This window comes from Pseudomonas sp. Y5-11, from assembly GCF_022368695.1.
Classification (GTDB): Bacteria; Pseudomonadota; Gammaproteobacteria; order Pseudomonadales; family Pseudomonadaceae; genus Aquipseudomonas; species Aquipseudomonas parakoreensis.
In genome coordinates this window covers 5,320,969-5,340,700 of sequence record NZ_CP058974.1, presented here as the reverse complement: position 1 = coordinate 5,340,700, position 19,732 = coordinate 5,320,969, and the positions used below count along the sequence as shown (strand labels likewise).

The 19,732-nt window shown below is 63.4% G+C and carries 23 protein-coding genes; all 23 read right to left on the bottom strand.

The window, feature by feature from the left end; all coding sequences use genetic code 11:
• Positions 1 to 124 precede the first annotated feature (124 nt).
• The 23 genes from HXW87_RS23860 to HXW87_RS23750 all read right to left on the bottom strand — a co-directional run bounded on the left by HXW87_RS23860 (position 125) and on the right by HXW87_RS23750 (position 19,718).
• Positions 125 to 430 (bottom strand): hypothetical protein, encoded by a 306-nt coding sequence (locus HXW87_RS23860; protein ID WP_100773607.1) that lies wholly within the window; start codon positions 428 to 430, stop codon positions 125 to 127.
• Positions 431 to 519: 89 nt separating this feature from the next.
• Positions 520 to 840, bottom strand: coding sequence for a methyltransferase (locus tag HXW87_RS23855; RefSeq protein ID WP_100773606.1), 321 nt, complete (start codon positions 838 to 840; stop codon positions 520 to 522).
• 50 nt (positions 841 to 890) lie between these two features.
• Complete coding sequence (locus tag HXW87_RS23850) at positions 891 to 2,000, bottom strand: DUF6094 domain-containing protein (protein ID WP_100773605.1); 1,110 nt, start codon at positions 1,998 to 2,000, stop codon at positions 891 to 893.
• 64 nt (positions 2,001 to 2,064) lie between these two features.
• Positions 2,065 to 2,712: a hypothetical protein gene (locus HXW87_RS23845; protein ID WP_100773604.1), complete on the bottom strand. Its 648-nt coding sequence runs from the start codon at positions 2,710 to 2,712 to the stop codon at positions 2,065 to 2,067.
• A gap of 76 nt (positions 2,713 to 2,788) precedes the next feature.
• A complete protein-coding gene (locus HXW87_RS23840) occupies positions 2,789 to 3,049 on the bottom strand; it encodes a hypothetical protein (RefSeq protein ID WP_100773603.1) in 261 nt (86 codons plus the stop codon).
• A 16-nt stretch (positions 3,050 to 3,065) separates the two neighbouring features.
• The gene (locus HXW87_RS23835; RefSeq protein WP_100773602.1) at positions 3,066 to 3,473 is read right to left on the bottom strand and encodes a hypothetical protein; all 408 of its coding nucleotides are present in this window, start codon (positions 3,471 to 3,473) and stop codon (positions 3,066 to 3,068) included.
• Positions 3,474 to 3,575: 102 nt separating this feature from the next.
• A complete protein-coding gene (locus tag HXW87_RS23830) occupies positions 3,576 to 3,899 on the bottom strand; it encodes a hypothetical protein (protein WP_100773601.1) in 324 nt (107 codons plus the stop codon).
• A 94-nt stretch (positions 3,900 to 3,993) separates the two neighbouring features.
• Positions 3,994 to 4,683 carry a DUF3275 family protein gene (locus HXW87_RS23825; protein ID WP_100773600.1) on the bottom strand — a complete coding sequence of 230 codons (690 nt, stop codon included), beginning with the start codon at positions 4,681 to 4,683 and terminating at the stop codon, positions 3,994 to 3,996.
• Positions 4,684 to 4,778: 95 nt separating this feature from the next.
• Positions 4,779 to 5,606, bottom strand: a complete 828-nt coding sequence (locus tag HXW87_RS23820; RefSeq protein ID WP_100773599.1) for a DUF932 domain-containing protein — start codon at positions 5,604 to 5,606, stop codon at positions 4,779 to 4,781.
• A gap of 152 nt (positions 5,607 to 5,758) precedes the next feature.
• On the bottom strand, positions 5,759 to 6,688 hold the full coding sequence (locus HXW87_RS23815) for a DUF3577 domain-containing protein (protein ID WP_100773598.1): 930 nt from the start codon (positions 6,686 to 6,688) through the stop codon (positions 5,759 to 5,761).
• A gap of 383 nt (positions 6,689 to 7,071) precedes the next feature.
• Positions 7,072 to 8,493 (bottom strand): group II intron reverse transcriptase/maturase, encoded by a 1,422-nt coding sequence (gene ltrA, locus HXW87_RS23810; RefSeq protein WP_198731406.1) that lies wholly within the window; start codon positions 8,491 to 8,493, stop codon positions 7,072 to 7,074.
• 480 nt (positions 8,494 to 8,973) lie between these two features.
• Positions 8,974 to 9,327, bottom strand: a complete 354-nt coding sequence (locus tag HXW87_RS23805; RefSeq protein WP_023106352.1) for a DUF3085 domain-containing protein — start codon at positions 9,325 to 9,327, stop codon at positions 8,974 to 8,976.
• A 142-nt stretch (positions 9,328 to 9,469) separates the two neighbouring features.
• Positions 9,470 to 10,282 (bottom strand): hypothetical protein, encoded by an 813-nt coding sequence (locus HXW87_RS23800; RefSeq protein WP_023106353.1) that lies wholly within the window; start codon positions 10,280 to 10,282, stop codon positions 9,470 to 9,472.
• A 289-nt stretch (positions 10,283 to 10,571) separates the two neighbouring features.
• Positions 10,572 to 10,850, bottom strand: coding sequence for a hypothetical protein (locus HXW87_RS23795; protein WP_023106354.1), 279 nt, complete (start codon positions 10,848 to 10,850; stop codon positions 10,572 to 10,574).
• A 96-nt stretch (positions 10,851 to 10,946) separates the two neighbouring features.
• Positions 10,947 to 11,684: a hypothetical protein gene (locus HXW87_RS23790; RefSeq protein ID WP_023106355.1), complete on the bottom strand. Its 738-nt coding sequence runs from the start codon at positions 11,682 to 11,684 to the stop codon at positions 10,947 to 10,949.
• Positions 11,685 to 11,898: 214 nt separating this feature from the next.
• Positions 11,899 to 12,291 carry a hypothetical protein gene (locus HXW87_RS23785; RefSeq protein WP_009876579.1) on the bottom strand — a complete coding sequence of 131 codons (393 nt, stop codon included), beginning with the start codon at positions 12,289 to 12,291 and terminating at the stop codon, positions 11,899 to 11,901.
• Between the two features lie 21 nt (positions 12,292 to 12,312).
• Complete coding sequence (locus HXW87_RS23780; RefSeq protein WP_009876578.1) at positions 12,313 to 12,525, bottom strand: hypothetical protein; 213 nt, start codon at positions 12,523 to 12,525, stop codon at positions 12,313 to 12,315.
• Between the two features lie 922 nt (positions 12,526 to 13,447).
• Complete coding sequence (locus tag HXW87_RS23775; RefSeq protein ID WP_100773596.1) at positions 13,448 to 15,475, bottom strand: DNA topoisomerase III; 2,028 nt, start codon at positions 15,473 to 15,475, stop codon at positions 13,448 to 13,450.
• 280 nt (positions 15,476 to 15,755) lie between these two features.
• Positions 15,756 to 16,196 carry a single-stranded DNA-binding protein gene (locus HXW87_RS23770; RefSeq protein WP_023106357.1) on the bottom strand — a complete coding sequence of 147 codons (441 nt, stop codon included), beginning with the start codon at positions 16,194 to 16,196 and terminating at the stop codon, positions 15,756 to 15,758.
• Between the two features lie 73 nt (positions 16,197 to 16,269).
• Entirely contained in the window at positions 16,270 to 16,797 is a 528-nt protein-coding gene (locus HXW87_RS23765) for a DUF3158 family protein (RefSeq protein WP_023106358.1), read from the bottom strand.
• The gene (locus HXW87_RS23760) at positions 16,794 to 17,573 is read right to left on the bottom strand and encodes a PFL_4669 family integrating conjugative element protein (RefSeq protein WP_011871436.1); all 780 of its coding nucleotides are present in this window, start codon (positions 17,571 to 17,573) and stop codon (positions 16,794 to 16,796) included. Before HXW87_RS23760 ends, HXW87_RS23765 begins: the two co-directional genes overlap by 4 nt.
• A gap of 330 nt (positions 17,574 to 17,903) precedes the next feature.
• Entirely contained in the window at positions 17,904 to 19,154 is a 1,251-nt protein-coding gene (locus HXW87_RS23755) for an STY4528 family pathogenicity island replication protein (RefSeq protein ID WP_100773595.1), read from the bottom strand.
• A 3-nt stretch (positions 19,155 to 19,157) separates the two neighbouring features.
• The gene (locus HXW87_RS23750) at positions 19,158 to 19,718 is read right to left on the bottom strand and encodes a DUF2857 domain-containing protein (protein WP_023106360.1); all 561 of its coding nucleotides are present in this window, start codon (positions 19,716 to 19,718) and stop codon (positions 19,158 to 19,160) included.
• Positions 19,719 to 19,732 lie beyond the last annotated feature (14 nt).

Below are 19,732 nucleotides of genomic sequence, written 5' to 3'. Positions count from 1 at the left end.
AGAAAATGGGGCATGCACCACCCCCAACGAGGCAATGGCATGCCCCAGGGTGGGAAGATCAATCGGCACACGGCCGACGGTGGATGAAAAACGCAGGCGCTGGCGGCCTACTGGTGAAATGTGCTTAGTCTTCGGACGGCAGCACGATGGATGTGAGATGGCGTTCCGCATCGGTGACGATGCGAATGCACAGCGCACGATGAATCACGTAGTGCGATTCCAGCAAAGCACCCGATTGAAGTGCGATGCCGTTGGCTTGCCATTGCCCGTCGCTGACGTCACCCCAGTCGCCACGGACATGGCGACGGAAGTACGGAATCGGGTCAAGACGACCGGCGCGGACCAGGCGGTCGATACCTTCGCTGAGGATGAGTGCACCTACCGGAAACAGCAGGTCCTGGCAGTAGGTTTCGATGTGTCGGGATGCCATGGATTCCTCCTTGATGGATTCATTGAGCCACGACACCCCTGGCGGAGTGAAGTGGCTCCGTCAGGTGACTGGGATGACGATGGGTGACTTCAGATCATGTCGCGCTCTTCGGGAAGCTGGACCACCGTGGTCTGGTGGTCTTCGCTGGTCTTGACGATCAGAACCAGCTCCGGCGTGATCCGGTAGTAGGAGATCATCAGGTTGTCCTGTTGGAGTGCGACGTCGTTGGCCTGGCGGGTGGCCTTGTCGATCTCGCCCCAGTCACCGCGCACATGGCGCTGGACATAGGTCAAGGGGTCGATCAGGCCTTTGCGGGCCAACCAATGCACCTTCTCGCTCAACTTCAGCGAGCCCGGTGCGAACAACGGTTGCTTCTGCGGCGCGGGCCGCTTGAACAGATTTGGGAACATGGTGTTTCTCCTTCGATGTGGTACAGCAGGACAGCAGCGCGTCCGGTGGATTAACGAATGGTCAAGACGTCGCCCCGTGTCGGGGAGCCAGGCGTCATGTCCCACGCGCGGATGACAGGCACGAACTTGTCGGTGAGGATGCGGGTCTCGGCGATGGAGCCGTCTTCGCGTTCGGTGAATTCCCGCTGGAGCGTCTTGTCCTTGTGGGTGTCACCTTTGACGACGAGCACGCGCCCGGTCTTGGAGCGCACCACGCCGGAGATCGCGCCCGCGGCCAGAGCCAGGGCGAGATGCCAATGGGACAAGGCACGCGCCGGTGGACGCAGCGACTGCTGCGCGGCCCCCAAGTGCGTGTCCAGCGACGGCCAGAGGCCTTGCAACCTGCCAACCTCGTCGGCGAACTGCGCGGGCTCCATCGTCACGCGGAAGAAATGCTCCGGCTCGGCCGGACTGGCGGGGACGATGTACGGCAGGAACGGCCACTCGCTCGGCAGTTCCTCGGCTTCGACTTCGCCAAGCCCAACCTGCAGCAGCAGATTGCGCACGGCCTTGACGCCATCGGGGGCCTGCTCGCGCTGGCGCACCCTTCGGCCAAAGATCACCACCTGCTTGAACTGCGTTTCCACCGCTCGGTAGATCCGCAGGTCCGTGTAGTGGCGTGTCAGCCAACCAACCAGCTCCGCGTCGAGCACGTAGCCGGGGACGATGAAGACCAGCATGCCGCCGTACTGCAGCAGCGACAGCGAACGCTGATAGAACAGCTTTTCGAGGCGGGCACGTCCCTGACCTTGGTAGCCGATGTTGCCGTTGACGTCCTTGGACAGGTCGCCATACGGCGGATTGAGCCAGAGCAACCCGAAGGACTGTTTGGAGACCATCGTGTCCATCAGGTCCGCGTGCAGGCAGTGATCGACCAGGCCTCGGGCATGGCGTGCCCGCTCCGCGTCGAACTCGACGGCGAACGCCTTGGCCTGCTCACGCCCGAGGGCATGGGCGGCTTCGGCGATCGCCACGCCTTCGCCGGCGCAGGGATCGAGGATGCACATCGGCCCGTCGCTGGGCATCAGTGCGTTGAGGGCTCTTTCGAGCGTGGGTTCGTCGGTCGGGTAGTACCCGTTCTTGGCAAAATTGCGGGCGAGCCGCGGGAACATGAGGGCCATGGAAGTCTCCTGGTTGGCGGGGATGAAAGACGGAAGCACGCCGAGGCGTGCCTCCGAGGGTGGGTCAAGCCGCTACCGCTTCCGGTGTCCAAATCTTGGCCGGATAGGGATAGGCGGTGAGCGCGTCACTGCGGATCAGGGAGCCCAGCGCCATGGTCAGCGCCGGCACGTCGATGGCGAGCCGATGGCCTTCCAGCGGCCCGAGGGCAAACGGAAGGCGGGCCAGCATCTCGCGGCTTTGCAGCAGGTCCAGCACGGTCTCGCGCCAGTGGTCGAGCAGCGGCAACGGGCAGGTGTCCCGCACCAACATCCACAGGCGGTCAAGCCGGTGGGCGCTATCGCGTGGCAGCAGTGCCAATGCGCTGGCGTTGGCCTTGTCGGGCTTCACGCAACGCCGGTCGAACAGCCACACGTTGGACAGCGAACCGAACAGCGTTCGCCGGTAGGCGCGCGTGATGCGCTTTTCCAGACGATCGACGTTGCCGATGAACACCGGGACGCTGCCGCCCTGGTCGGTGATGACGTGGAACTGGTCCAGTCCCTGCTCGTCGCGCCCGAGGGTCAGGCGAGCGAGGAACTGCTGGACGGCGGTGTCGCGCGCCCAGATGGACAGGAAGATCAGGTTGCCCTGGTCATCGCCGACGCAGGCGTCGGCCATCACGTCCGGGCATTCGTCGATGCGGTACAGCGTGGAAGAAGTGTTTGCGGGCATGGTGGTGTCCTCGGATAAACGGGAACAGCACCGCCCGCTGGGGCAAGTACTGCCCCAGGGGGTGGAAGAAAACCGCTCAGTCCGGCTCGAACTGCCGGGTGTGCGGGTTGAAGTGAAGCGCCTCGTCCACCGCGGTGATCGGCGTGAAGCCGTCCAGGTAGATGTTGTTGAGGTACTGGTCGCGGTAGGTCAGTGCCTGCCGCGCCTGTTCCTCGGTGAGGCCGTTGCTGATGAAGTACTCCAGCATCTCCTCGTCAGAAGACACTTCGTCGTTGGACAAACTTCCTTCAACGAGTGCCAGCAGCGAGGGTGAGAGCGCAGCCAGAATCAGGTCCATGTCGGTTCCTCCTGGCTCAGGCCAACAGCGTCGCGGCGGGTGCCGTGACAGCCGTGGGTGTGCGCCGCCGTGCGTGGTAAGCGCGAACGCCTGCACGCCAGTCGGCGGACTGCTCCGGTGCGAGGTCCAGATAGGACAGTGGGCACGAGTAATAGTACGGGTGCATGGACTCTTCCAGCGGCTTGTAGCCCCACTGGATGCCGCTGCGTTCCAGCAGATCGCAGCGGATGTAGCGCAGGGACTGGCCCGGCGCGAGATCACGATGCACGCCTTCGACCTTGGCGGTCATTTCGACCACGGACCACAGCACGTTGCCGCGCAGGGCGTGAGCGATGACCTTGACGCTGGCGCGCTCGGTCTCTTGCGGTGCGATCAGTTCCGCGATCAATTCAGACCGCGATTGGGGAGAGAAATACCAGCCCATGAGAGGCCTCCTGAAAAAGTGGAGCCGGAAGGCCTCCCCGTGGGGAGGAACCCCCAGCGGGTGATGAAATGCCGCGTGTGCGGCGATGGAACTCAGTGCAGCCTATGAACCGCATCCGGCCGGGCAGCAGCCCAGTTCAATGCCGTGTGAGCAGTAGCCATTCGCGGCATTCCAGTCCTGGGTTTCCTGCCGTTCGGCAGGTGTTGCGTAGTCCCATTCCTGGGCTGCGATTTTCAGCGCTTGAATGCGCTGGTCTTCCGGCAATCGACTGGTCTGCGCGTCGATCTCCGAACTGAAAAGCGTGACCCAGTGATCCCAGGACAGGCCGCAACCACGCTGGGCGTGTTCGGCAGCCGTCCTGCAAAGAGCCCGCCACGCGATTTCATCCAGCGTTAAACGGGGGGTATCGCAAGCGATGGTGGACATGATGAAGACCTCCAGAAGAAAGCCGGGGCCTCCCCCGCATGGGGAAGGAACCCCGGCGGGTGGATGAAGAACACCGCGGATGCGGCGTCTGCGATCACGCAGGTTGCAGTTCGGCCTGGCGGCTCCATTCCTGCGTCTTGAAGTCCAGCGCGTAGCCCAGTTCGCCCAGGCGGGCGATCTGTGTGCGCAGGGCGCGGCGGTCGATGGTTGAATCCAATTTCACGGACTCGCCCAGCGGCCACAGCAGGCCGAACAGCGCGGCGTCGCCGTCTTCGATGCTGCCAGGGGCAGCGGTCGCGGCGGGCGGTGGCGCATCCACGCCGAAGGGGGTGGTATCGACCAGCGGGTCAGCGGACGCCTGCACGGGTGCAGGTTTGGCGGGCCTGGACGTTCTGGCGGGCTTGGCCGGCGTTGCCGCAGGCTGCGTCCCCAGCTCTTCATCGAGTGGATCGACGTCCTGGGTGGCGAAGCTGCGGGCTTCGTCGCGGCTCAGTTTGTCGATGCCGTTGAGCGTCATTCCGTCCAAGTTGGCACGGATCTCGAACCGCATGCCGTCGCCGACCGGATAGGACTTCGGAAAGATGTAGCGGATGATGAATTCCCCGTCGTATTTTCCTTCGGGGTACTGCTCCAGCTCCGCATCCTTGACCGCGAACTTGCCAATGGGGGTGACAAGGCGGCCGACGGTGAACGGGCCGTTCTTGCCGCGTATGGTGCGCAGCGTGAGCTGGCCCGGAACAATGATGGGCGATACCGATTGCTCGGGCGCCGATGTGGTTGCCATGTTGGTTCTCCTGATGATGAATAGCGGGCCGCCGACGGCACCCGGTGGATGAGAGGAAATGGACCTCGTCCGAGCTGGGCGAGGTCCGCTTGGCATCACGCCTTGAGCTGGCGCATGCCTTCGGCCAGCAGCCACAACGCCCGGTTCAGGCGCAGGTTCTGGTCGATTCCTTGCACCGGGCGGGTGCGTTGATTGCGGCCGTTGGCCGAGCGCCCATTCAGTCCCCCTTTGACGAGGTTCTCCTGGACGCGGTTGAAGACGGCCCACAGGTCGTTCTTGCGGTCGTCCCAGCGCCTAGGCGCCAGAAGTTGACTCTCCGTGACAGGCGTGGACTTGGCCGGGTCGTCGTACTTGAGTGCGAGCGCGGAGTTCGCAAAGATTTCCGCTTCGCCCTCATCGAGGGTGATGGTGCGCATCGCATCGCGCGCGTCCTGCACGCGCTCGAAGCCTTCGAGAACCTCGTAGGCACCTTCGATCACCTGGCTTGCCACGTCGCCCTTGTGAGGAACGCGGATGTCAGCGGTGGTGTCACCGCAGACCAGGCCGTTGTGGCAGACGAACCGGAACATGCCGGCAAGCATCTGGTAGCTGCTCGTGCCGTCGTGGCTGTTGAGCAGGATGATCTCGTTCGCCTCGTCGCCGTTGATCTGGCTTGCATGGCGAAGTCGGATGAGATGCTTGGTGTACTCGCGCCGATCCTCGTTGCGCACGCGCGTCTGGCACACCATGAAGGGCTCGAAACCCTCCTGGCGCAACCTGGTCAGCACGACCGAGGTCGGTATGTAGGCATACCGATCGGACCGGCTCCCATGCGGAGCGTCGGCAAAGATCGAGGGAACAACGGCACGAATACGGTCGTCCGAGAGTGGGTGATCGGAGCGCAAGATCGGGGATTGCGGAGCAAAACGGGATGCCAGAGACATGGCTAATCTCCTTTGAGAAATGCGATAACCGCGCGGTCGTGTGACCACGCGGGACTCGGGGGATGAAAAGACGCAAGCACCTTCGGCGTCTTGGGGACGCGGCGGATGCGGGGGAGGAGAAGCGACAAGGCCCCGTGGGGGGCCATGCCGGATCAGAACGAAGCAACCAAGGCCGGCTCCTGCTCCTCGACTTCGCCCTCGGGCTCGCGCTCGGCGGGCTCGACAGGTAGGTCGGAAACGGCGTCGGCGGCAGTATCGATAGCGTTGTCGGCTTCGGGCGCGGGTGCGTCCTCTACCGTTGGCGCCTCGGCTTGCCCCTGGCTCGTCGGATAGACCTGGGTGCCATCGATTTTGATCAGACCGATGTGGATCAGCGTCGATTCCAGGCTTGCGGCCGGTTCCCCAGCGTGCTCGCCCTTGGTACGGATGTACGGATCGATCTTCATGTCGTTGAGACGGAAGGCGATCAGCACCTTGCGATCCCCTTCGATGGCCTGCACGCATCGGCGAACCAGATGCTCGGCTTCAGGGGTGACGACGATCGTGTCGAAGTACCGATATTCTGGTTCATCGACAGGTCCGGCCAGCGCGGCGACGGTGCAAGAGAGGAACGCGTCACCGGCTTTCGGGGTGACGTCCTTGACACGGTTGAGGTAGCCGATGCCACGGGTAATCAGTTCGTGCTGCTCGATCGAAGCCAGTTCGGCCCGCTCGATCAGCTCGGCTTTGAGCAGTCGCGCCTTGAGGGACGCGGCGGCCTTGCCCTGGTTTTCGCCCTTGTCGCGGATGTACGCATCGCCCCAAAGGTCGCCGAGGCGGAAGCGCACCAGCGGGCGCTGCTTGGAATCGTCAACGCCGATGTAGCGCTGAACGAGCTTCTTGGCCTCGGCACCCGAGACCTTGACGTCGAAGTAGCGGTAGCTGGGGTCCCTGGCGGGGCCGACCAGCGCGGCGATGGTGCATGCCAGGAAGGGCTGCGCACGGCGGCCGCCCCTGACGGGCACTTCACGGACACGCTGGATGTAGCCGATGCCCGATGTGTGGAGGTCGAAATACGATTTCTGGTTGGACGTGGTGTTCATGGTGAATCTCCATTGGGAAAAGCGGAGACACACCGAGCCCACGCATGCGGGGAAAGGTGCGTAACCCCGCGCTGGGTTGATAAGGCGAAAGCATCCACCACCAGAGACTGGTGGCCGCTCGCGTATGGATGCGGTGCGAGCTGGCTCGGTCACGCAGTGGAAACTGCGCCGCAACCTCGAAGACCGATGGTTGCCTGGCATGTCGCTGACAACGTCAGCAGGCATGGGGTCAGCATGGGCGGCCCTTGTGCGCGCGGCAGCAATCAATTGGCATCCGGGAGTTTCCCTTTGTCCACGCAGCCCGGTTCAGCGATCGAGTAGGAGGCGGATTCACATCCGCCGTCCTCTCACACCACCGTACGTACGGTTCCGTATACGGCGGTTCAGGTTATACGGTTAAGTCGGTTTATCGTATCCAGTATCGAGACCAGCCCGAGGCGGTCCCACAGCTTCTTCGGCAACGCCTGATTCATATGGGGCGCTCCCGAGTTCCACCATGGGCCTCGGCCATTGACTGCCGATTTCCACGCCCGCGCCGCATTAAGTCCCAAGCGTATCAAGTTGCGCGCCCTCGTAGAGGGCCGCTTCCATTGACGCCAGACGATACAGCGAAGCTTGTGACGCACCCAGCCGTCCAATTCCTCAAGTGGCCGTCTGCTCTGGCTCAGCTTGAAGTAGCCCGCCCATCCGCGCAGCACGGGGTTTATCCGCTCGATGACAGTCGCCACCTTGTGGCCCCGCGCTTTACGTAGCAGCTCTCTGAGCCGGTCGCGCAAGCGACCCAGGCTCGTCGTCGCCACTCTCAGTCTCGGTTGCTGATGCCAGCTCATCCCGTAACCCAAGTAATCACACATCCAAGACCCGGCTACTCGGCTCTTATCCCGATTCAGCGTTAGTTTCAGGCGCTGATTCAGGAAGCGCTCAACACTGGCCATCACTCGTTCGCCAGCACGAGGGCTGCGCACATAGATGTTCGCATCGTCGGCATAACGCACGAAGCGATGACCCCGCCGTTCCAGCTCGCGGTCGAGTTCGTTGAGCAGGATGTTCGACAGCAACGGCGAGAGCGGGCCGCCTTGCGGCGTCCCTTCCTGCCGTCGGCTGGCGATCCCACCCGACATCTCACCGGCTTGGAGGTACCGCCGGATCAGTCTGAGCACGCGTTTATCTACGATTTGGCGCGCCACGTACGCCATCAGGAGATCGTGGTTGACCCGGTCAAAGAATTTCTCAAGATCGAGTTCCACGCACCAGCGATGCCCTGCCGCCACATGGGCGCGGGCTGTCTCGATGGCTTGGTGGGCGCTTCTGCCCGGACGGAAGCCGTAGCTGTAATCCGAAAACAGCGGGTCGAAGATCGGCGTGAGCTGTTGCAGCAGTGCCTGTTGGATCAGGCGATCCACGACGCAGGGAATGCCCAGTTGTCGGGTGCCGCCTTTGGGTTTGGGGATGTCGACGGCGCGTACACCTTGCGGGTGGTATTCGCCGGCCAGCAACCTCCTCTGGAGGATCGGCCAATACTGATTCACGTAGTCCGCCAAGTCGTCGACCGTCATGCCATCGGCACCCGGCGCGCCCTTGTTGCTGACCACGCGCTGATACGCACGTCTGAGGTTGGCCGGTGCAAGCACCCGCGCCATCAGCGTGTCCGGCTCCGCGTTCGTCCACGTCACAGATGCCGTCGATACCTTTGCGCTGTCAGCCGTCATCCTCGGATTCTGTCCGGGACTCGGAGTCACAGTCTTCTCTTGGAGAAATTTCTGCATTTCGGTATTCAACGAGACTCTGACGCCTACTGGCGGCATAACCTGTTCGGCCCTTGGTGGCGCGGTTATTCGCCACTTACTACGGCTTCGGCTGACTTCTGCACGCTCATCCCATCGCCTCTCGACGCTCGGTAGCACACTGGCAAACGTGCAGATCTCCCAGGGTAATTCGCGCGACCTTCCTGCTTATGCCTGTCGGATCTACGTCACAGCGTTCCGTGCAAGTATTGGGCTTTGAAGATTTTGGCCTTCTTACCCCGCTGCGCCGCCTCTATCCGCTTCCTGTTCGTCAGGCCAGCATTTTGCCTCGGGCTTCCTTCAGATTCGCAGTCACCCGCGACACCCTTGCCTCTGGCTAACACTTCCCCTTGCCGGGTGTGTAGAGGACTTTCACCTCCCAGTCACCAGCGTGGCCACCACAGCCAAGCTGGTTGCGCTTGCGCGCAACGCGCCATGCCTGGCGCACCAAAAGAAAGCCCCCGGTGCGGGGGCTGCTAGGGGCGAGCGTCAGTTGCCGCCCTATGCGGGAGGAACTACCTCCAGTGACAGATGTGTGGCTGTGGCGGCCAGCATCAGGTCGTCTGCGGTGTGCAGAATGCGCGTGAATACGCCGTCCTCCGGGTCGAAGTACTCCGCGAAGTCGTCGCCGCCCAGTTCGGCGCGCGCCAGTTCCCACCAGTCGTCGAACGGGTCGGTATCCGGGTTGCAGCCGACGGCATAGGCCAGCAGCTTCACACGCCCATCCGGGCGGCGCTCTCCCTGCTCGGCGAGGAAGTACACGCCCTGGTCCTTGACCAGGATGACGCGGCATTGACCAGCGATCGCCTCGGTCAGCACGGGGCGCAGGTCGGAGCCTCTGAATCGCAGTGACATGGTTGAAATCTCCTGTGTGGAATAGAGAAAAGGCCCTCCACCCGGATGGATGGAGAGCCTGTGGGGCACATGGTCAATGGGCTGAAACGACGTGAGGGAGCCTCGTGTCAGCCGAAGAGCCCCCAGGATTCGGTTCCCAGGGTCATGCCGGTACCGCCTGGCGCTGCCGGGTAGCCTTGGCGTCGATCACGCTCACATCGATCAGGCGCCAACGTCCGTCGTCGACGAGTCGCTCCAGCACTTCGCCGAGCATGTCGAAATACACCTCGTCATGCCGGTCGACCAAATCGCCGTCGCGGTGTAGCTCCACCACATAGGTGTCGCCGCCTCGGTCGTACAGCACCGTCACCCGTCCCTCGAACTTCGCGGTCGAGACCGTGAAGCTGATCGCAGGAGGTGTCTCGATGATCTTGGAAGGCTTGGGATCGACCCAGGTGAAGTCCCGGGCACCCGCATCGACCAGCATGTGGGTGATCCGCCGGAAGCCATCGGGCGCCGGCATTTCCTCCAACTGCTGGATGAGCTGGCCCAGTTCCATGCACTGCGGCTCGGGGATGGGCAGCTTGGCCGGCGCAGAGCCGAGGATGTGCGTCTTGACGGTGTAGGGAACCCCGTCGGACGTCATCTCGGTGCGCTCTTCCGGGGTGTCCGCGCGCAGCCCATCGAAACGGTGCCGTGCGTAGGGTTGGACATGCACCTTGGCGCCTTCGTCGGGGACGGTAGTCACCAGCTTGGAATCGAGCACAGCGAATTCGCTGGGTTTGAGCTTGACGACGATGGCGTCGTCGGTGATGGCGATTACCTTCCCGTCGAAGGGCTGGGGGTCGATGGCGAAGCCCAATGTCGAAGACTGCGGCTGATCGTCGAACACGCGGTACTTGAACGACCGCACGTTGCGGGGCACGTGGCCTGCGACAAGCGAAGGCATCATGGATTTGATGAGGGAACGGTCCATAGGGAATCTCCTTGAGGAAGAAACAAGGGATTCCCCACCCGCAAGGGAGAGGTCCCTTGTGGGTGGTGTGGATGGACGCGGTACGTCCGTGGAAAGCATCGACCAGCACGGTTTCCCGCACCTGCAGCCTTGAAGGTCTCGGCTGCCTGGGCATGTGTCGGCAACGCCGACGAACATGGAGCAAGAATGGCCTCGGAGTGAGCGGCCCGCCCGCAGGAAACGGCACCTCATCGCACCCGCTTTCCAGCGCTGTGGGCAAGAAAAAGCCCCTCGAAAGGGGCTGGAGATGTCAGGCTTCGTACACGAAATAGTGTTCGCGCTGACGTGGGAAAAACACGTGTTTCCACGTGTCGCCGGTTGTATTGCCACCGTCAAACACGACCATTTCGTAGTCGTCAATGTCGGTGTCCATCAGATCGGCGCTGTCGATATGGCGCACGTGCAGCGTGCCGCTCATGCGCTCGAACACCAGAATCTGGCCGATGGCGTCGTTCTGGCTCATGGCGTTAACGCAGGCTCCAAGCTGATTCTCGAAGTCAGGCGTAGGCGAGATGAGATCGGGGAACATGAGATTGCTCCTATGGAATTGAACCGGCCCAGCTCCTGGTGGGAGGCGGGCTGGCATGTGGGGGATAAAGGGGAAGGCTTGCGCGTCGCGCGTCTGCTAGATCTCGGCCAGTGGCAGGCCCAGTAGCGCGGGTGCGTCAGCATCTAGGATGAGGATGCGCACATCGGCCTGGCCGGCCAATTCAAGGATGTTCGCCAGGTCGTCAGGCATGCCCTTGTCTCGGTGCTCCTGCTGAAGCTGCTCCGCACTGATGCCCTCGGCATACTCCAGGTTCTTGTCTGTCCAGGGCGTGGAAATCAGCTTGACGCCAATCGCCGGGCTGTATGGAACCCGGAAGGCGATGAACAGAAAGGCCTCCGGTGTCGCAAGGTCAGCTAGGCTGGCCAGGTACTGGCCGGTTTCCTGGCTGATGTGCGCGCTGCTGATTTCCCAGCATCGGCTGTAATAGCCGGTCTCGAAACTCAACCGCTGCACCACGTCTCGCGCGGCCTCGGCCGAATAGGTATCACCGACGTGGATCGGGCGACCGTCCAGGTCGTCGCCATGGATGGCATAAACCACGGCACCCACCACGCCTTCGCCGCTGACGCCTTCAATGGCATCGCATTCGGCCATCAGTTCGGCACTGACAGGCTCAATGCCATTCCTGACCACCGCGAAGTCGCTGGTGACGATGCAGGGGGAAGAAACCAGCTCCTCGTCGGAGAGGTGCTGTTGGCTTGCGTGGATGTTTCGCCACACATGCGGGCTTCCGTCCTCGTAGCTGATGCACAGCGTTCGGACGATTTTCAGATTCCAGTAGCCGCGTACAAAGGGGTTGGGATTCTGGGTCATAGGATTTCTCCAGATTGAATAATGGAGCCAATCCCCGCCACCGGGAACTGGACCCCGGTGGGTTGAAAGTCGAAAAAGCGTCAGGCGGCACTGATCGATGGCTTTGGGCCAATCGGCGCTGGCTGACGGAGGGAAAATTGAGGGACATGGCCTGGTGGGCGCATGTCCCTCATGGGGTGGCGAACGACAAGGTGGTGATATTCCGGAAGCTGGCTCACCAACCGCTGTAGTTCACCAGCAGGTCGGCGATGACCTTGCGGCGTTGCAGATCGAGACCGTCGAAGTCCGACAGTCCTTGGAAGTGGCAGCGCTTGAGCATGGCACCGCCCTCGCGCGCGTTGTAGAAGCTGAACATGGCGGACAGGAACATGCGTTCTCCGCTGCTCAGGACGCCGAGAGCGTCGTTGGCACGCAGCATGTCGGGACGCAGATCCCACTTGCTCTTGGCCTGGTTCAGGCCTTCGCGTGTGCCGTCGCCAAACCATTGCGGGCCAGCGATCTCTACACCGCGCTTCCAGGCCTCGAAGAAGGCTTGGGGCGCGGCGGCGAAATGCTGCTCTTCCCGCATGATCTGATCGACGACTTCCTGTGGCAAAAGCTGGTTCATGACGTGATTCCTCCAGTTGGATCAGGGCGTGGCGAGCTGGGACCAGCCGCCTCTTTCTAGGGCACGTTGAGCCGCGACATAGCTGCGGAAGTACTCGCTGGATTCCCGCGAAACGGGACCTTCGGTATCGCGCGTGCCGATGTAGTGGCCGGCGGCGCTATGCAGGACTTCGAGCGGCAGGAACTTGCCGCAATGGATCAAGGCCAACTGGCCGAAAGAGGCTTGCTGGGACATGGATGGGCTCCTTGGAGAAGCGAGGGCCTTGTCCCTCACGGGATGGCAGCTCCCGCATGCGGTTGAGAAAAAGCATCGGCGTCACGAGGACGCGCGTCCGCAGACTCGATGCGATGGCGGACTGGCGGGTGGCGCGGAGAGAATCCGCGGCAGCCTGGAAACCCTGGCTGCTGGCATGGTGCTGACGGATCAGCGACACATGCAGGCAGCTTCGTGCGCGAGTCGAGCCACGTCAGCCGGAAATCGGCACCTGCTACAGCCCCGATTGGCGAACGTGGAAAAAGAAAGCCCCGCAGCAAGTGCGGGGCTGTCAGGACGGGTAGGAGAAGCTGGATCGATGCCGCTGCACACACTGCCGTACAGCAGTTGCGCGCAAGGTTGAGGGTGCATGTCATCTCTCCTGTTCGTGTGGCCCAGGCCAATGGCCGGACCGGGACGTTGATGGGCAGGAAAAAGGCGCCGAAGGCCCTGCGGCCTTCGGCTCGGGAGGAAAGAGGAGCCACCCGTGGGCTGATTGGCAGGCCCGGTCGTCGCTAGAACCGTCTGCTCTCAGCAATCACACCCGGCCCATGTCGTGGCTGGGGCCGGCATCGTCTGGCGCACATCCGCGCACAAAGGGAGCCCGTTTTTGCACCGGCGGGCACCGGCACCGATTACCGCTGACCACGAAGGGTCTCCCGGTGGCTCGTGCACGCTGGCAAGCCACCGGGAGACCCTTCGCAGAGGGTGGAAGAAACGCAGATCAACAGAACGCGCGTGGTGCGGCTCGCAGAGAAGCTACCTTCAGGTCCCGCGGCCGGGGACGGCTGGGCGGGACGCGCGCACAAATCAAGAAGGCGTTGCGCGCTGGGCGTCCCGCAGGGCATGCGGGACACGGGCCACGCCGCCGAAGGCGGGCACAGCTCACGGGGAACGGGATCGGTCAGGAGCCTTTGCGGCCGCTACGGCGTGGGCGCGAGGCGGCGCGCTTGGAGCTGCCGGATTCGACCGGCAGCGTGCCTTTGCAGTCCGGGAAGCGACTGCACGACCAAAACGGGCCGCTCTTGCTGCTGCGCTGGCGCGTGGGTGCGCCGCACTGCGGGCATGTCGGCCCTTGGGGAACCTTGATAGACAGGGACGCGTTGCCGTACTGCGCGATCAACTGCGAAATCCATGCGGCCTGCTTGCCGATGAACACATCCAGCGTGAGCTGGCCGGCTTCGATCATGTCGAGCGCTTGTTCCCAGACGGCGGTGGTGCCGGGGTCGGCAATCGCCGCAGGCACGGCATCGATCAAGGTGAAAGCCGCATCCGAGGCGCGGATGGCGCGCCCTTTCTTTACGAGGTAGCCGCGGGCGATCAGGCCGCCGATGATGTTGGCCCGCGTCGCTTCGGTGCCGATGCCGACCGTATCCTTGAGCTTCTGCTTCAGGCGGGGGTCGGACACCAGCTTGGCGACGCCTTTCATAGACTTGACCAACTCGCCTTGCGTGTACGGTTTGGGCGGCAGCGTCTTGAGTGCCTTCAGATCGATGTCGGCCACCTGACATGCCAGACCTTCGTGCAGCGCCGGTAGCACCTGGGCGCGGGCTGCGGTGTCGCCGTCGCCATCGCCATCGCCGTCCTCGGACTGCGGCTCGGCCAGCACCTGGCGCCAGCCCGGCGTGACAACCTGCTTGCCGGTGGCCGCAAGGTTCTGCCCACCGCACGAAAGCTTGGCCACAGTACGGTCGAACTCGTGGTGAGGGAGGAACTGCGCTAGGTAGTGCGCCCGGATGAGCCTGTACACGGCCAGTTCCTTCTCGCTCATGGCGGAGAGGTTCGCCGGTTCGAGCGTCGGGATGATGCCGTGGTGGGCCGTGACCTTGCCATCGTTCCAGGCGCGCGAGCGCTGCAAACGGTCGAGCTGGCCCATGATCGAGCGCAGCGAGGGATCGGTCTTGAGCAGGCTGTCGAGAACGGTGGTCACTTCGGCAAACATGCTCTCGGGCAGGTAGCCGGAATCCGAGCGGGGGTATGTCGTGGCCTTGTGCGTCTCGTACAGGGCCTGGGCGATCTCCAAGGTTTCCTGCACGTCCAGCCCGAGCTGCTTTGAACACACCTCCTGCAAGGTGCCCAGGTCGAACGGCAGCGGCGGGCCTTCGCGCACGCGCTCGGTCTCAACCGACACTACGTGGGCGCTGCCCGCAGCGCGGATCTGCTGCATGGCCTGCTGTGCGACCGGCTGCTGCAGGCAGCGGCCTGCGTCGTCGGTGCAGGCATCGGGTGGAACCCAGTGCGCGGTGAAAGCCTGGACACCTGCGGACAGGGACACGACGATGGCCCAGTACGGCACGGACACGAAGGCTGCGATCTCGCGGTCGCGGTCCACGACGAGCTTGAGCGTCGGGGTCTGGACGCGGCCGACCGACAGCACGCCGTCGTAGCCGGCCTGCCGCCCCAGCACCGTGAACAACCTACTGAGGTTCATGCCCACCAGCCAATCCGCACGGGATCGCGCCAGCGCCGAGTGGTACATCGGCAGCGTCTCGGCTGAGGGCCGTAGCTTGCCGAGGGCGGCGCGGATCGACGCATCGTTGAGGGCTGACAGCCAGAGGCGCTCAATGGGCCCGCGATAGCCGCACAGGTCGATGATTTCGCGAGCGATCAACTCGCCCTCCCGGTCGGCATCGGTGGCGATGACCAGTTGGGTCGCCTTCGCCAGGAGCGCTTTGACGACCTTGAATTGCGTGGCGGTCTTCGGTTTGACCTCGACCCGCCAATGCTGGGGAATGATGGGCAACTGCTCGATGGACCAGCGCTTGAGTTGCTCGTCGTAGGCTTCCGGCGCTGCCGCCTCTACGAGATGGCCAATGCACCAGGTGACCGTGACGCCGGAACCGTTGAGGCAGCCTTCACCGCGTTGTGTGGCGCCTAGAATCCGGCCAATGTCTTTGCCCTGGGAGGGCTTCTCGCACAAGAACAGCCGCATGTCCGTTCATCCGATTCCCGTGGTTCATGGAGTTGCTGGGATCGAGGATGCCAAGCACCACTGAGGGCAGCAGCAAACAAGCCGCATGCGGTGGCGACCGCTTTCACGGGATGAAATGGCGTGTGCGGAGGAAGGCGCGTGGCCGGACGTGTGCGGGCCGATAGCCACGATTTCCGGGAGCGCCTGGAAGTCGGTGGACGTTGGTGGAGCTATCCCCTGGGGATAGTTCGCAGCGCATGGAGGGCGGCGAAGCACTGCAGCAGCCGCCCTCCATGTAGGGTCACTTCCTGCGCTTCGTTTCCTTCGGTGCCGCTGGTTCCTGGGTGGCCTGGGGCTTCGGCTCTGCCTCCTGTGGCTTCGGGCTGAGGGTCACGGACTCGATGCGGTACGGCAGGATGCCGACACTGCGCGCGTTGACCTGCCAAGTCTCACGCGGCTGATCTTCGTTGTCCGTCCAGGGGTCGCGCTCCATGCGGCCGACGACCAGCACCCGCATACCCTTCTGGTAGAGCTGCTGCCAGCGGTCGGCGTCGTGGTGCCAGAGTTCCACCGGCGCCCAGAAGCCGCCACGGTCCTCGAACTCGCCGCCTTTGGTGGGAACGGGGTTGTCGAAGTACACGTTCAGCCGGAGCAGCCGGCGAGGATCGTCGTTGCCGTTGGGGAATTCGCGGTACTCGGGAGGCGAGCCGATGTTGCCCTCGCCGATGAATTGTGTGCTCATGTTGATATCTCCGTGGTGGTTGAAATACCCGTGCCTCGTCGGCGCCGGGCGCGTGCTGGGATGTCTGGCGCAATCACCGATCACGCATTGCGGGTGGGGTGGACTTGAGCCGGCGCAGGTAGGCGTCGTCCGCCTCGGCCGCCTTGCTGGCGCATTCCTGCGCCTGCCTGCCCAAGGTGTGCAGCAGGCTGATCTGCATGTTCAGCGTGATGCGCTGCAACTCGATCACGTGCAGATCGGTCAGCAGGTTGACCGGCGTGCTAGTGCTGGCGACCAGCTCCTGCCACAGGGCCACGCCCATGGCCGATCGGTCGTGTCTGCGCCAGCGAAGAAAGGTCGTGCCTGCGCCAGTGGTCTGCTGGGCCAGCTCGACGGGAAGCAGGTGGAAGGGATGCCCGCACGCCTGTGGCAGCACCTGTCGCTGCGCCAGGGCAATCAACTCGTCGCGCATGGCGAAGCACTGGCTGGCCCAGGCCTCGAAGTCCCCTTTACCTTTAAAAGGCTTTAAAAGGCCTTTTAGAGAGGCCGCGTGTTCCAGCCGCATGAAGGCTGGCTGTTCCAGACCACGGAAGTAGCGAGGTTCGCGGTTCGGGTCGCTCATGCCTGTTCGTCCTCGCCAGTGCTGGCCTCGGCCGGATCGGCGGCAGTGCCTTCGTCGCTGGGAGGTGCGGCTGCGGCAGCGCTATCACTGCGCTGTTGCAGGCCGCGGCGCACGACGGGCGGCGCAAACTTCGAGCGGCGAGCGCCTTCGAGCACGTCCTGCGGCAGGTCGCCGAACTTCTCCAGCGCCGCCCGCGCTGCGGCGTTCTTGGCCGCGAAGTCGTCGCGGGTGCATCCCGAGTAGCGGTACTGCTGGGCCAGGCTGAACAGGCTGCGCAGCGTGTGAGCGCCTTCGTTGAGCCAGCGCTCCAATGTCGAGCGATCGATCAGTGCGGTGTGATGGGCGAGGATCAGCTTGCGGGCGATGTCGTCATAGTCGGCCAGGAGATAGACCGCGGCAAAGCCGAGCTGCGCGTTCACGAACAAGGGGAGCTTCACCGGTTGCACGTTGAGGTTCTCGCCCAGGCTCAACGCCGCAGGCACGCCGGCCAATGCCTGGTCCACCTGCTCGCGCAGCGATTGCAACGTGGTCTTGGCCTGGTCGAGCTTTTCCTCGATGCGCAACATCCACCAGTCGCTGTACGGGTCGTCCTGTTCCGAGCCGCGCTTCATCTTGTTCATCACGGCGATGTAGCCGTTCAGGCCGACGATGCCGGGTCGCCCCTCGGCGGCGGCGCGGCCATGCCAGATGCGCGAGGCGTGGTGGGTGTGAAGCGTCAGCGACATCGCGCTGCGCAAAGAGCCGAGATTGAGTTGCAGAGGTTCGTTGGTTGCCATGGTGTCCGCTCGCTTGGGAAAAGGAGCGGTCAGGATCGGCACGCAGCGGAAGGCAGTCAGTCAACAAACCGAAATGAACTGGTCCCCGGTTGTCGTCGTGGTGGCGGCCCGCAATGCGAGCTATCCCCAGGGGATAGCTCCATCAAACGCCACAGAGCGCTGCTCGCGCAGATGGTGGGGCGCTCATGAAACGGACGCCACTGCAGCTCCGTGGACAGAAGCACCCAGCCTGTGCCTGTCGGTGTTACGCCTTGCATCACATCTATCCCCAGGGGATAGCTCTACTGACGGCCATGGGCGTCTGCTTCACGCCCTTGTCGCTCGTCGCGCTCAGCTACTGCGCAGAAGGTCGCGCAGCCGGTCGATGTGCTGCCGGGCTACCTCGGGCGGAACCACATTGCGCGGTGGCTCAGGCGGTGCATCTCGTGCAGGGGCAGGTGGCGGTGCTGACCCAGCTTGCTTGGCCCATGCGTTGAACTCGCCACGGATGGCACGTTGGATGATGCCGAACAGGTAGCCTGCCGGGTTGCGGATGGTGCTGCCACGACAGCGATCCGCCCATTCGTCCAGCACAGCCTGGCGTAGCGGGGCATCGACCTGCTGCAATGCCACCATGGCGCCGGCCTGCTGTTCATCTTTCAAGCCGAGAAAGCGATCAGGCAAACGAACTCCCGGCATCGCGCGCGCCTGCCCACGCTCACGCGCGGTAGTACGTACTTCATTAATACGACTACTACGTACAGTACGGTCCTGCTTCGGATTCCGAAGAGCGCCGTCTGCTGCATGTTTCGGCCCTACTTCGGAATCCGAAGAGGGCCGATCAGAATTCCGAAGAAGGCTCGGCGCCCCTTCTTCGGAATCGTGAACCGTGTCCTCCTGTGGATAACTCTCCTGCGACCCAATGCCTTGGCTTGCGAGGCGTTCGGCAAGGACCTGCAGCCGCGAGGGCAGCATGCGGCCAGACAGCAGCGGGTCTTCGGCGATCTCATTGAGCGTGTGCAAGCCCACGACCTGAACGGCCCTGGCCGAATGGCCCAGGGCTTGGCTGACGAGCTGCAGGTAGTCCGGGTCAAGCTGCATCGCCTCGAACGGGGTCAGGGGCTCATCGTGCAGGACGTAGAGGTTGCCGAGGATGCGCCCGGTCTTGGGGTCGCGCCTGCGGCGCACGAGACTCAACCAGCGCGTCAGGCGCAACAGCGTCAGCGCCCGTGCCACGGTCTCGTGGGAGGCCTGTCCGGCGCAGGGCATTGACGCGAGCCACGGGCGAAGTTGCTCATACGTCGGAAACGCCGTGACGCCATCCTCGTTGAGCATCATCCGGAAGACTTGCCAGGCATTGCGTTCCAGCGGCGTCAGGCGTCGGTCGAGGAACAGCCGTCGCGGCACGCTCTCGTGCCGATTTCCACTGAACAGGAAACCGTCGCCGGTTGCAGACACAGGAGACGTCGCGGATGCGAAGGCGGGAGCCGGCGCGGGTGGGCGAGGTTTCGGTGCAAGGTCTTTCAGCGCGCTGTCGAACAGATCAGCGAGGGCGACCGGGCCTTGACGTGGTGATCGTGGTGCAGCGTCGTCCACGGCCATGATTCAACCCAATCCCTGATCGATCCAGTTCTTGATCGCAGCCCAGACCACCGACAGCGGCAGTTCCATGCCTTCGGCGAGGTCCATTGCTGCGTCAAGAACCGAGGTCTCATCCTCCAGCTCGACATTCCTGCTGTTGGTCACGGCCTTCCAGCGCCGCCACAGCTCGGTGTCCTGCTCCTCGTCCAGAACCGGATGGCGCCCCTTGCGTTTGGGCAGGCCGAGAACTTCGCGCCGTAGCGCGACTTCCTGATGCGTCAACCCATAGAAACGGCTCACCATTTCCGTGCTGGCGCCCAGGCGCAGCATGCGATCGACGGTGGCGATCTCCTTCTCCACGTCCTGCGCCTGTTTGAGCAATCGCCGGAGCACCTCCCGGTTCACGGAGACAGAGCACCAGGAGACGTTGGCATTGGCCAGTACGCTGATCAGCGCCGGATGCTTGAGCGCATCCAACTCTTCCTCGCCGAATCCCATCGCCTTGCAGCGACGCAGTTGCCCGTTTCGCAGGTCGTAGAGCGCCTGCGCGATGACGGCCTGGTTGAGTGGGTTCGGTGCGGACATGCTGGTCTCCCTCG